The sequence below is a fragment of the Aeromicrobium sp. NPDC092404 genome, from assembly GCF_040684095.1.
Classification (GTDB): domain Bacteria; phylum Actinomycetota; class Actinomycetes; order Propionibacteriales; family Nocardioidaceae; genus Aeromicrobium.
Genome location: NZ_JBFBFI010000002.1, coordinates 270601 through 282772, shown reverse-complemented (window position 1 = coordinate 282772; position 12172 = coordinate 270601). Strand labels below are relative to the sequence as shown.

The 12172-nt window shown below is 68.9% G+C and carries 14 protein-coding genes; 7 read left to right on the top strand and 7 right to left on the bottom strand.

From position 1 onward, the window contains the following. The first annotated feature begins 94 nt into the window (after positions 1 to 94). From pdhA to AB0N22_RS11720, 6 genes are all read left to right on the top strand, one after another. A complete protein-coding gene (pdhA, locus tag AB0N22_RS11745; RefSeq protein WP_364640038.1) occupies positions 95 to 1237 on the top strand; it encodes a pyruvate dehydrogenase (acetyl-transferring) E1 component subunit alpha in 1143 nt (380 codons plus the stop codon). Next, positions 1234 to 2208 carry an alpha-ketoacid dehydrogenase subunit beta gene (locus tag AB0N22_RS11740; protein ID WP_364640036.1) on the top strand — a complete coding sequence of 325 codons (975 nt, stop codon included), beginning with the start codon at positions 1234 to 1236 and terminating at the stop codon, positions 2206 to 2208. Before pdhA ends, AB0N22_RS11740 begins: the two co-directional genes overlap by 4 nt. Positions 2209 to 2217: 9 nt before the next feature. Next, positions 2218 to 3567 (top strand): dihydrolipoamide acetyltransferase family protein, encoded by a 1350-nt coding sequence (locus tag AB0N22_RS11735; protein ID WP_364640034.1) that lies wholly within the window; start codon positions 2218 to 2220, stop codon positions 3565 to 3567. Positions 3568 to 3759: 192 nt separating this feature from the next. Next, positions 3760 to 4128 carry an Hsp20/alpha crystallin family protein gene (locus AB0N22_RS11730; protein WP_364640032.1) on the top strand — a complete coding sequence of 123 codons (369 nt, stop codon included), beginning with the start codon at positions 3760 to 3762 and terminating at the stop codon, positions 4126 to 4128. A gap of 139 nt (positions 4129 to 4267) precedes the next feature. Then, positions 4268 to 4543: a hypothetical protein gene (locus AB0N22_RS11725; RefSeq protein WP_364640030.1), complete on the top strand. Its 276-nt coding sequence runs from the start codon at positions 4268 to 4270 to the stop codon at positions 4541 to 4543. 48 nt (positions 4544 to 4591) lie between these two features. After that, positions 4592 to 5893 (top strand): MFS transporter, encoded by a 1302-nt coding sequence (locus tag AB0N22_RS11720; RefSeq protein ID WP_364640027.1) that lies wholly within the window; start codon positions 4592 to 4594, stop codon positions 5891 to 5893. A gap of 35 nt (positions 5894 to 5928) precedes the next feature. Here the strand turns inward: AB0N22_RS11720 and AB0N22_RS11715 are convergent, their stop codons facing one another. The 4 genes from AB0N22_RS11715 to AB0N22_RS11700 all read right to left on the bottom strand — a co-directional run bounded on the left by AB0N22_RS11715 (position 5929) and on the right by AB0N22_RS11700 (position 8793). After that, on the bottom strand, positions 5929 to 6381 hold the full coding sequence (locus AB0N22_RS11715) for a GNAT family N-acetyltransferase (protein WP_364640024.1): 453 nt from the start codon (positions 6379 to 6381) through the stop codon (positions 5929 to 5931). A gap of 139 nt (positions 6382 to 6520) precedes the next feature. Then, complete coding sequence (locus AB0N22_RS11710) at positions 6521 to 7456, bottom strand: oxidoreductase (protein ID WP_364640022.1); 936 nt, start codon at positions 7454 to 7456, stop codon at positions 6521 to 6523. Between the two features lie 28 nt (positions 7457 to 7484). Next, a complete protein-coding gene (locus AB0N22_RS11705) occupies positions 7485 to 8282 on the bottom strand; it encodes a maleylpyruvate isomerase family mycothiol-dependent enzyme (RefSeq protein WP_364640019.1) in 798 nt (265 codons plus the stop codon). Beyond that, the gene (locus tag AB0N22_RS11700) at positions 8269 to 8793 is read right to left on the bottom strand and encodes a hypothetical protein (protein ID WP_364640016.1); all 525 of its coding nucleotides are present in this window, start codon (positions 8791 to 8793) and stop codon (positions 8269 to 8271) included. The genes AB0N22_RS11705 and AB0N22_RS11700 overlap by 14 nt, the downstream gene beginning before the upstream one ends. Before the next feature lie 107 nt (positions 8794 to 8900). Between AB0N22_RS11700 and AB0N22_RS11695 the strand changes: the two genes are divergently transcribed. After that, on the top strand, positions 8901 to 9371 hold the full coding sequence (locus tag AB0N22_RS11695) for a DUF4385 domain-containing protein (protein ID WP_364640013.1): 471 nt from the start codon (positions 8901 to 8903) through the stop codon (positions 9369 to 9371). Between the two features lie 7 nt (positions 9372 to 9378). On the opposite strand, the gene AB0N22_RS11690 is transcribed toward AB0N22_RS11695, so the two are convergent. From AB0N22_RS11690 to AB0N22_RS11680, 3 genes are all read right to left on the bottom strand, one after another. Then, a complete protein-coding gene (locus AB0N22_RS11690; protein ID WP_364640010.1) occupies positions 9379 to 9678 on the bottom strand; it encodes a hypothetical protein in 300 nt (99 codons plus the stop codon). Continuing rightward, positions 9675 to 10112, bottom strand: coding sequence for a MarR family transcriptional regulator (locus AB0N22_RS11685; protein WP_364640007.1), 438 nt, complete (start codon positions 10110 to 10112; stop codon positions 9675 to 9677). The genes AB0N22_RS11690 and AB0N22_RS11685 overlap by 4 nt, the downstream gene beginning before the upstream one ends. Before the next feature lie 101 nt (positions 10113 to 10213). Next, the gene (locus tag AB0N22_RS11680) at positions 10214 to 12076 is read right to left on the bottom strand and encodes an acyl-CoA dehydrogenase (protein ID WP_364640004.1); all 1863 of its coding nucleotides are present in this window, start codon (positions 12074 to 12076) and stop codon (positions 10214 to 10216) included. Positions 12077 to 12172 lie beyond the last annotated feature (96 nt).

Here is a 12172-nt window from a genome sequence, read left to right as displayed (position 1 = left end):
AGTCCACCATCGTCCACCACCCCTGTGACACTGGTGTCTCGCATCTTCGACATCGGAACGGCAACCCCGTCCACCGATCGATTGAGGGAGTCGCATGAGCGCCACCATGCCCGACGCGTACGTAGCCGACGATCCGGCGGAAGCCTTCCCGCTCGTCCAGCTCCTGACTCCCGAGGGGGAGCGCGTCACCCACCCCGACTACGCGTACGACGGCGACGACGACAGCATTCGCGACCTGTTCCGCGATCTCGTCCTGAGCCGCCGCATCGACTTCGAGGCGCACGCCCTGCAGCGCCACGGCGAGCTCGGCCTCTGGGCGCCCGCCCTCGGCCAGGAAGCCGCCCAGATCGGCTCCGGCCGGGCCCTGCGCCCGCAGGACTTCGCCTTCCCGACCTATCGCGAGCACGGCGTCGCGCTGTGCCGCGGCGTCGACCCCGCGTTGCTGCTCGGCCTGTTCCGTGGCGTCGAGCTCGGCGGCTGGGACCCGGTCGAGCACGGCTTCGCGCTTTACAGCATCGTGATCGGCGCCCAGACCCTGCACGCGACGGGCTACGCCATGGGCCTGACGCTCGACGGCGAGGTCGGCCGCAACGATCCCGACCGTGACGCCGCGGTGATCGCCTACTTCGGCGACGGCGCCACGAGCCAGGGCGACGTCAACGAGGCCTTCGACTGGGCCGCGGTGTTCAACGCGCCGGTCGTGTTCTTCTGCCAGAACAACCAGTACGCCATCTCGGCGTCGACCGACCGCAACACCCGCGGGCCGATCGCCCAGCGCGCCGGCGGGTTCGGCTTCGACGGCGTCCGGGTCGACGGCAACGACGTGCTCGCCTGCCACGCCGTCACGACAGCGGCGATGCAGAAGGCTCGCAACGGTGAGGGCCCGACGCTGATCGAGGCCTACACCTATCGCATGGGCGCCCACACGACCTCGGACGACCCGACTCGCTACCGGGACAGCTCCGAGGTCGAGACCTGGAAGCTCAAGGACCCCATCGAGCGGGTCAAGCGTCATCTCCTGACCCAAGGCACGCCCCAGGACTTCTTCGACGCGCTCGACGCCGAGGCCGACGAGCTCGGCAAGCACCTGCGTGAGGCCTGCAAGGCTCTGCCGGAGCCAGATCTCGCGACCCTGTTCGACAACGTCTACGTCGACGAATCGGTCGAGCTCCAGGAGCAGAAGGCGCAGTACGTCGCCTACAGAGACAGTCTCGAGCCCGAAGGGAGCGGCTCATGACTCGCATGCCGCTGGGCAAGGGCCTCAACGCCGGCCTGCGTGCCGCGATGGAGGCCGACAGCAAGGTCCTGATCATGGGTGAGGACGTCGGCAAGCTCGGCGGCGTCTTCCGCATCACCGACGGGCTGCAGAAGGACTTCGGCGAGAGCCGGGTCATCGATGCGCCGCTCGCCGAGAGCGGCATCATCGGCACCGCGGTCGGGCTGGCGATGCGGGGCTACCGCCCGGTCCTCGAGATCCAGTTCGACGGCTTCGTCTATCCGGCCTACGACCAGATCGTCAGCCAGGTCGCCAAGCTGCACTTCCGCAGCAGTGGCCGGGTCGCGATGCCCATCGTCATCCGCATTCCCTACGGCGGTGGCATCGGGGCGGTCGAGCACCACTCGGAGAGCCCAGAGGCGCAGTTCGCCCTGACGGCCGGGCTCAAGGTCGTGTCGTGCGCGAACGCCAACGACGCCTACTGGATGATCCAGCAGGCGATCGCCAGCGACGACCCGGTCGTGTTCATGGAGCCCAAGCGCCGCTACTGGGACCAAGGCGAGGTCGACCTCGACGCCGAGCCGATCCCGTTGCACGCCTCGCAGGTGGTCCGTGAGGGCACCGACGCCACCGTCATCACGTACGGTCCGACGGTCAAGACCTGTCTCGAGTCGGCCGAGGCCGCCGCGGAGGAGGGCACGAGCATCGAGGTCATCGACCTGCGCACGCTGTCGCCGCTCGACCTCGATCCGGTCATCGCGTCCGTACGTCGCACGGGCCACGCGATCGTCGTCCACGAGGCGGCGCAAACCCTTGGCCTGGGTGCTGAGATCGCTGCGCGCATCACCGAGAAGTGCTTCTACTCCCTCGAGGCGCCGGTCATCCGCGTCACGGGATACGACCTGCCCTATCCGCCCAGCCGGGTCGAGGAAGAGTTCCTCCCCGGCCTCGATCGCGTGCTCGAAGCGGTCGACCGTTCGCTGGCCTTCTAGGAGTCGTTGATGAGTGAGTTCAAGCTGCCCGACGTGGGCGAGGGTCTGACCGAGGCCGAGATCGTCACCTGGAAGGTGTCGGTCGGCGACACCATCAAGGTCAACGACATCATCGTCGACATCGAGACCGCCAAGTCGATCGTCGAGCTGCCCAGCCCTTACGAGGGCACCGTCGACGCGCTGCTGGTCGACGAGGGCCAGACCGTCGACGTGGGCACCCCGATCATCCGCATCACGTCGGCCGACGAGCCGTCGACGGCTGCGCCGGGGGCCACCCTGCCTGCCGCCATGACGGCCGCGGAGTTCGCCGCCGCGGAGGACCTGGTGCCCAACACCGTCACCGATGCGCCGTCGCCCGTGACGGCGACGCCCGAGAAGGCCGAGCGGCAGTCGGTTCTGGTCGGCTACGGTCCGCGCGCCACCTCGACCAAGCGACGCGCGCGCAAGGGCGCCGTGGCCTCCGTGGACACCGAAAAGGTGCCGCAGCGCTCGATCCGCGCGCTCGCCAAGCCTCCGGTCCGCAAGCTCGCCAAGGACCTCGGGATCGACCTCGACTCCGTGCCGGCCGACGGCGACATCATCACCCGCGCCGACGTCGAGGCGTTCGCCGGCCTGCGCGAGGTCCAGGCCGCCCCGCCCACCGTCGCACCGGCGACGACCGGCGACCAGCGCATCCCGATCAAGGGGGTCCGCAAGATGACCGCCGAGGCGATGGTGTCCTCGGCGTTCACCGCGCCGCACGTCACCGAGTGGGTCACGGTCGACGTCTCCAAGACGATGGAGCTCGTCGCCCAGCTCAAGCGGGACGAGCGATTCGCCGACGTCCGTGTCTCGCCGCTGCTGATCGTGGCGCGGGCGGTGTGCCTGGCGATGCGTCGGACGCCGGAGCTCAACGCGACGTGGGACGACGCCGCGCAGGAGATCGTGCTCAAGCGCTCGGTCAACCTCGGCATCGCCGCCGCCACACCGCGCGGCCTGGTCGTGCCCAACATCGTGGGCGCCGACGCCATGACGTTGCCCGAGCTGGCACAAGCCTTCGGCGAGCTCATCGCCACGGCCCGTTCGGGCAAGACGCAGCCGGCACAGATGGCGGGCGGGTCGTTCACGATCACCAACATCGGGGTCTTCGGGATCGACGCCGGCACGCCCATCCTCAACCCGGGCGAGTCAGGCATCCTGGCTGTCGGCGCGATCAACAAGCGGCCGTGGGTCGGCGACGACGACGAGATCGTCGCGCGCTGGGTCACGACGTTGGCGTTGAGCTTCGACCACCGGGTCGTCGACGGGGAGCAGGGCTCGCGGTTCCTCGCTGACGTGGCCGCGATCCTGGCGAACCCGGCAATGGCTTTGATCTACTGACGAAGTCGCTGCAACCGTAGCGGTTTTTCAGGATCTTTTCAGATAAGCGTCTTGAACTGACCGCGACACAGAGCTATTTTTCCTCTCGTAAGAGTTGAGTCCGATTGACTCAAGTTTTCGAAAGGAGATCTCGTGATGATGAACCTGTCCTTTGATCCTTTCGGCGACTTCGATCGCCTGACCTCTCAGCTCATGTCACGGCCGACACCGCGGCTCATGCCGGTCGACCTGTTCCGTGAGGGTGACCGCTACGTCCTCGCCGCTGATCTCCCGGGCATCGACCCGGGCTCGGTCGACGTCGACCTCGATGGTCACGTGTTGACGATCAGGGCCGAGCGCACGGCTGCCACGCACGAGTCCGCCACGTGGATCGCCAAGGAGCGCCCGTACGGCAGCTATGTCCGTCAGTTCAGCCTGGGCGACGGCATCGACACCGACGGCATCTCGGCGACGTACGACAACGGCGTCCTCAGCGTCGTGATCCCGGTGAGCGAGCGGGCCAAGCCGCGCAAGATCGACATCCTCGGAGGCAAGACCGAGCAGACGTCGATCTCGGCGTGATCCAGGGCTGACGGGTGCCGGACCAGCTCAGGGTCCGGCACCCGTCTCCGTCTTCCATCTGGACGTTTGGGACCGGGCGGCCTACGCTGGGGCCACCGGTTATGCAGCAGGCGGCGCACCACCCTCTTTAAGGGTCGCCATGTCCTTGCTCCCGGTAACTCCCGATTGGTCGCTCCTCATCTATCGCGTCCGCGACGACCTGCACCAGCAGAAGATCCTCAGTGCGTTCCACCGCATCGCGTGGCCCGGCATGACCGTGCTCGGGACGCAGAACGGCGCCGAGCACTTCGTCATCGTCGACTGCGACTCGAGCGCGCTCGAGGTCCGCGCGCGTCGCATCATCACGCACATCGACAGGGACGCCGTGCGGATCCTGCGGTCGATGGTGCCGGGGGGCGACGCCCTCACGAGCTAGCTGCCCAGGCCGTCGAGCGAGCGGCGTTCGCGACCCTAGACTGGATCGGTGAGTCAGCCTGACGGGACGCGTCATCCCGGCGCGTACGCGGTCTGGGTCGTCGCCCTGCTGGTCTACCTCCTGGCGGTCTTCCACCGTTCGTCCCTCGCCGTGGCGGGGCTCGCCGCCACCGAGCGCTTCGACATCTCCGCAGCGCAGCTGGCGACCTTCACGATGCTGCAGCTGCTGGTCTATGCCGGCATGCAGATCCCCGTCGGTCTCCTGCTGGACCGCTTCGGTCCCCGGCGGATGCTCCTGACCGGCGCCGTCACCCTGACGCTCGCGCAGGCCGGGTTCGCCTTCGCCGACACGTACGCCACCGCGCTCGTCGCTCGGTTCTTCGTGGGAGTCGGCGACGCCATGACGTTCATCTGCGTGCTGCGGCTGGTCAACACCTGGTTCGCACCACGGCGCGTCCCCCTGGTGACCCAGCTGACCGGCGTCACGGGCCAGCTCGGCGCGATCATCGCTGCCGTCCCGATGACCGTCGCGCTCCGCGAGCTCGGCTGGACGAGGTCCTACCTGCTCGCCGGCTCGTTCGGAGTGGCGCTGACCGTCGCGTTGCTGCTCTTCGTGCGCGACGCCCCGGCCGCGCGCTCGATCAGCGGGGCCGCGCTGTCGTGGAGCGGCATCCGACGCAGCCTCGGTGCGTCGTGGGCCCAGCCGGGCACCCGGCTGGGGTTCTGGATGCACTTCACCACGCAGTTCAGCGCGACGACGTTCGGCCTGCTCTGGGGTTATCCGTTCTTCGTGCGAGGCGAGGGTCGGTCCGACCAGGTTGCCGGCCTGCTCCTGACGATCATGGTCGTGGCCGTCATGTCCGCGGGCCCTGTGCTCGGCTGGGCGATCACCCGGCACCCGTGGCACCGCTCCACGATCGTGCTGGGCATCATCGGCGTGATCGTGGTGGTGTGGACCGTCGTGCTGGTGTGGCGCGGACCGGCCCCGCTGCCGGTGCTGGTGCTGCTCGTCGTGGTGATGGGCGTCGGCGGGCCCGCGTCCATGATCGGCTTCGACCTCGCGCGCACCTCCAACCCGGCCGACCGGCTCGGCAGTGCGACGGCGATCGTCAACCAGGCGGGCTTCGTGGCGAGCCTGGTGCTGGTCGTCGCGATCGGCCTGATCCTGGACTGGCGGACGCCGGGCGCGTCGACCGCCTACACACCGGAGGCGTTCCGCTGGGCCATGTCCTTCCAGTACGTCCTGTGGCTGCTGGGGGTCGCCCAGATCTGGCGCTTCCGCGTCCGGACGCGGGCCAAGATCATGGCCAAGGAGCCGGAGGCATACGGCCGTACCAAGGAGCTCGGCTAGGCGATGCCGACCGGTGTCGGGCCCGGCGGGATCGGTCAGGCCTCGTTTGGCTCGCGGACGAGCATGAGGTTGGTCTTGCCCTCGTGCGTGAGGGCGCCGACCTCCTCGAACCCGCGGCTCTCGTGGAACGCGAGGGAGACGTCGTTGGTGTCGTAGACCTCGAGCGCGACCGGTGCCTCGCCCTCGATCTCCTCGTAGAGCCGGGAGGCCACGCCCTTGCGGCGGTGCTGGTCGGACACCACGATGCGGTCGAGGTAGACGTAGTCGTCGACGAGGGTGTCCTCGAACCACCGGTAGCGGCTCGAGTCGTACTCGGCGCCCGGAGGCAGGGTGATCACGAAACCGGCGATGTCCCCGCCGTCCTCCGCGACGAGCGCCTGGTCCGACATCTTCACGAGGAGCGAGAGGCTCTCGTTGTCGAGTGGACCGACGCCCTCGAGAGCGTTCTGGTTGAGGTGGACGATGCTGTCGAAGTCGCTGTGCGTCATGTCTCGGATCATCAGGCGGTCGACGTTACGTCAACCTGGCCTAGATGGCACGCGAGAAGCGTGCTCATGTGGGCGATCGCACATCACCGAAATCGCGGCAGATCCGCGATTCGCCCGGACATCGCAGGGCGGACGGCGGTCAGACGTCGAAGGACCTGCCCAGCGCCGCCTCGGAGGCCGTCCACAGGTCCTGGGCAAGCTCTTCGTCGCGGGCGACCCGGGTCATCCCGACGACCTTGGGCCGTCCACGCATGCCCTTGAACCCGGACGGACCGACGTACTCACCGCCGCTCAGGGACGGGTCGGTCGCCGCCATCAGCAACGGCATGGCACCGCGGGACGCGGGCTGTCCGAGGATGCGGGAGACCTGGTGCATCCCGATCCCGGGCAACGACAGACCACCGCCGGTCGGACCGGTCTTGGTGATGTTGGTGGCGGCGTAGCCGGGGTGGGCGCCGACGCTCACCACGTCGAGCCCGGCCGCCTTGACGCGCCGATCCAGCTCGAGCGCGAACAGCAGGTTCGCGAGCTTGGACTGCCCGTACGACTGCCAGCGGTGGTAGGTGGCGGCCGAGCCCTCTGGCGACAGCGAGGTCAGGTCGACGCTGCCCACGATCGTGTGCGCGTTCGACGAGACCTGGACGATGCGTGACGGACCCGTCCTGAGCAACGGCCACAGGCCAGCGGTCCATGCGAAGTGCCCGAGGTGGTTGGTCCCGATCTGCAGCTCGAAGCCGTCGACGGTCTCCTCGCGTCGGGGGACGGCCATGATGCCGGCGTTGTTGACGAGGATGTCTATGCGGTCGTACGTCGTGGACACCTCGTCGACCGCCCGGCGCACGTCCGCGAGGGAGGCCAGGTCCAGCGACACGACGTCGACGCTGGAGCCGGGGGCGTCCTGCCGGATCCGGGCGACGGCGGTGTCGGCCTTGCGCGCGTCGCGCGCGGTCACGACGAGGTCCGCGCCGCGGCGAGCGAGCCCGATCGCGGTGTGCAGGCCGAGCCCACCGGTCACCCCGGTGATGACGGCGCGCTTGCCGGACAGGTCGGGGATGTCGTCAGTGCTCCAGCTCATCGCGCCAGCCTAGGGCGTCCGGCCGGGGTCAGGACATGATTCCCATCGCTGCGAGGGTGCCGAGGCCCAGCTCCTTGTCGCCGTCGATCGAGACCTCGACCTGGTCGGCGGACCGGCGGCCGGCGGTCAGGATCGTGAACGCCTCGGTCGACATCGTCAGGGTCACGGACGGCTCGTCGAGCGTCTCGATCGCGCTGGCCCGGCCGTCCTCGCCGACGCGCACCACGAGCTCGAGGGGCATCTCGCCGGTGACCTCCCACCGCACGGTCGACATCGCCGGCGGTCGCACCCGCTTGCCCAGGACGTAGGGCATCGCGAAGGAGAACGTCATGACGGCGATCTGCGCACCGGTGCTGTCGAGGCCACCGGGCCGGCCGGTGGCCCTGCGGATGTCCTGCTCGTGGACCCACATGTCGATCGCGCGGTTGCGCAGCAAGGTGTCCCAGCTCCATGCCACACCGCCCGGTGTGACGGGTGCCGGTGCCGACGGATCCTCCGGCAGGTCGGCCAGCCGTGCCCCGCGCAGCTCGACGGCGCAGGCGAGCTCGTCGACGAGCTCGGCGGGCGTCCGGTCGCGCCGGGCATCGACACCCGCCTGCGTGTAGGCCGACGCCACGTCGAGGGCGTCGGACTGCGCCGGGGCGCTCTGCTCGGTGTGGCAGAGCTCGCTCTCGAGGTGGGCGAGGTGGGCGACGACATCCTTCACCGTCCACGCGTCGCAGTCGGTCTGTCGAGCCCAGTCGGCGTCGTCGAGCGTTCCTGCGAGCTCGACGATCGAGTCGGCTGACTCCCGCCATCCACGGACGTACGTATCAAGCAGGTCCACGTGCGGTCTCCTTGCGCTGCTGACGACGACACCAGAACACGTACCCCGCGAGGGCCACGCCCAACACGGCACCGGACTTGCCGATGTCGCCACCGGCGCGGGCCCTGGACTCGAAGCCCGCCACGGTGGCCCAGCCGTACGAGGCGTTGTCGGCTCGCCGGTCCCGCGGGGCGCACCGCACCGCCACGTCGTCGGGACCCTTGCGGAGCAGGCCGATGAGGTGCCACTGGTTGCCCTCGTTGTCGACCGTGATGTCGAGCGCCGCCGGCGGGATGTCCTGCGACTTCTTGTCGCGGCCGGTCGCCCGACAGCTGACGTCGCGGTCCGGTTGCAGGATGTCGGTGTAGACGACGAGGGTCTTGCCCTGGGCATCGGCGCGGGTCGTGGTCGGCGTGACGGTGACCTCACGGACGGGGTCCCAGGCGCCGGCGGCCACGACCGTTCCGACCATGACCGTGCCGAGCACGAAGAGGAAGGCAGCCAGGTACCAGAGTGGGTTGACCAGCTTCACGAAGTCACCTTCCCACACGCTGTGCTGATCTGCGCTCCCTGAGCCGCGACGCGCTGAGCTCGCTCGCCGGCACGCGTGGCGCCTCGGTGGCGGGGTATGTCCGGCACGTGACCGACGAGCCCCTCGACCATCGCGCGCACCCGTCGTCGTACCGGGTCGCCCGCGGCGAGCAGGGGGTGTTCTCGGTGGAGCCCTACAAGTCCGAGCTGCTGCCGCTGTGGCGCTTCGCCACACCGGAGCAGGCGACCGCCAGCAGCGCCGCGATCCTGGAGGGGTTCCGCGCCTACCTCGAGGCGGACGACTTCGTCGGGGCGGACATGGCGCGCAAGTACCTGCAGATGGGCTACACCCGATCACGCCGCTACGCCCGACATCGCGGCGGCAAGAAGTACGACGGGCCGGTCCCGGACGACAAGAAGGGGGTCAGCGGCGCGCACGGCCGGCGCGAGCTGCCGCTGGGGCCGGAGGACCCGGTCAAGGCGGAGTCGGCACGCATCTTCAAACGCGCGTGGGACGAGGCCGCGGCTGACGAGACGTACCAGCGGCTCAGGGCCGCGCACGTCGAGGCGTACGGCTGAGGGTCGCTCAGAACATCCAGGCGTACGCCACGACCGTGGGCACGAGCGCGGCGGCGAACCACGGGGCGGAGAACGGCCGACGGCCGAGGATCGCCCGGGTGGCGGCGCAGACCACGAGGGCGACCACGCCGGACATCACGGTCAGCAGCAGCGCGTCGGCACGCCGGTCCTGGCCCAGCAGCACGTGCGAGACCCCGATCAGGCCGAAGACGCCGTGGGACGCGACGGCGAAGAACCCGATCGCGGTCACCCGACGGCGTACGCGGTCCAGCGCCGCCGCCTCGCGCTCGGCCGCGCGGGCGTTCACGCCGGCACCGCCTGCGCCGCGGCGATGATGCGGTGGAGGACGGCGTTGGTGGCGTGCAGGTCGTCGACGCTCATCCCGAACCGGGCCAGCATCTCCGGTGGGACCTTGAGTGCCTTGCGCCGCAGCGCCTTTCCCCCAGGGGTGAGAGCCACCTCGATGGACCGCTCGTCCGAGCTCGACCGCGTTCGGGTCACCAGATCGGCCTGCTCGAGACGCTTCACGAGCGGCGAGACCGTTGCCGGTTCGAGGTGCAGGCGCTCACCGAGTGCCTTGACGCTCAGAGGGCCGTGCTGCCAAAGGGCCAGCATCGCGAGGTACTGCGGGTGCGTCAGTCCGAGTGGCTCGAGCACGGCGCGATAGCTGGCGACGACACTGCGCGAGGCGACGGCGAGGGCGAAGCAGACCTGTTCCTCGAGCGCGAGGGGATCGTCCATATGATCAGTGTACGAATCATTCGTGCACGAACCAAACGGCCGACGAGGGACGTGCGAAGGCCCCCACCGTGCCGGTGGGGGCCTTCGTCGTCATGTGGGTGTCAGAACGCGGACTCGTCGAGCTCCATGACCGAGCCGTCGATGTTCTCCGCGATCGCGCGCTCGCCGGCGAGCTTCGGCAGCACGTTGCGTGCGAAGAACTGCGCCGCGGCGACCTTGCCCTCGTAGAAGCTCTTGTCGGCGGCGGAGACCTCACCGCCGAGCTTCTCGAGCGCGACCTCCGCGCCGCGCAGCAGGAGCCACGCGACGGTCAGGTCGCCCAGGACGTAGACGAGGCGCGTCGTGTTGAGGCCGACCTTGTAGATGTTCTTGAGGTCGCCCTTCTCGTCGGCCGGGTTCGAGGCCATGAGGTCGCTGAACGTCGCGCCGATGATCGCGCTGGCATCGTCGAGTCCCTGCTTGAGCAGCTCGCGCTCGACCTTGAGGCGACCGTTGCCCGCCTCGCTCTCGGCGAACTCCTTGACCTGCTCGGACAGGTAGCCGAGCGCGGCGCCCTTGTTCTTGACGATCTTGCGGAAGAACAGGTCCTGGCCCTGGATCGCCGTGGTGCCCTCGTAGAGGGTGTCGATCTTGGCGTCGCGGACGTACTGCTCGATCGGGTAGTCCTGCAGGAAGCCCGAACCGCCGAAGGTCTGCAGGGACTCGGTGCCGAGCAGGACCCAGGAGCGCTCCGAGCCGTAGCCCTTGACGAGCGGCAGCAGCAGGTCGTTGACGGCCTCGGACAGCGATGTGTCCTCGCCCGCGGCCTCCTTGATGATGACGTCGTCCTGCCACGTCGCGGCGTACATCGCGAGCGAGCGGAGGCCCTCGGCGTACGACTTCTGCGTCAGCAGCGAGCGACGGACGTCGGGGTGGTGGGTGATCGTGACGCGGGGCGCGGTCTTGTCGGACGCCTGCGTGAGGTCGGCACCCTGGACGCGCTCCTTGGCGAACTCGAGCGCGTTGAGGTAGCCGCTCGACAGCGTCGCGATGGCCTTGGCGCCGACCATCATGCGAGCGTTCTCGATGACCCGGAACATCTGGTTGATGCCGTCGTGCACCTCGCCGAGGAGCCAGCCCTGCGCGGGCGCGCCGTCACCGAAGGTGACCTCGCACGTCGTCGAGACCTTGATGCCCATCTTCTTCTCGACGTTGGTCACGTAGACGCCGTTGCGCTCGCCGGTGAGCTCGCCGGTCTCGTGGTCGAAGTGGAACTTCGGCACGAGGAACAGGCTCAGACCCTTGGTGCCGGGACCGCCGACGCCCTCGACGCCCACCGGACGGGCGAGGACCAGGTGCATGATGTTCTCGGACAGGTCGTGCTCACCCGAGGTGATGAAGCGCTTGACGCCCTCGATGTTCCACGAGCCGTCCTCGTTCGGGAACGCCTTGGTGCGGCCGGCGCCGACGTCGGAGCCCGCGTCGGGCTCGGTGAGCACCATCGTCGCGCCCCACAGCTTGTCGACCATGTGCTGCGCGATCTTCTTGTCGCGCTCGATGCCGTTCTCGAAGACGATGCGGGCGAACGCGGGACCGCAGGCGTACATCCAGATCGGGGGGTTGGCGCCCAGGACGAACTCGGCGGTGCCCCAGATCAGCGAGGCGGGGGCGACCTGGCCACCCAGCTCCTCGGGGATCTGCAGGCGCCACCACTCGGCGTCCATCCAGGTCTTGTACGACTTGGCGAAGGCCGGGTTCATCGTCACGGTCTTGGCGGCCGGGTCGTAGACCGGCGGGTTGCGATCGGCGTCCTCGAACGAGGCCGCGAGGTCCTCGCGGGCGATGCGATCGATCTCGGCCAGGATGCTCTTCGCGGTGTCGGTGTCGACCTCTTCGAAGGGCCCCGTGCCGAGGATGTCCTGCCGGTTGAAGAGCTCGAACATGTTGAACTCGACGTCACGGAGGTTGCTCTTGTAATGGCTCATGCCGGCAATCCTTTGAGGGGTTTGCGCTGCGCTGGGGCAGCATTGCTACTGGGTAGTAACTTAAGTATCCGTCCGAGCGCGGCCGATTACAAGTCA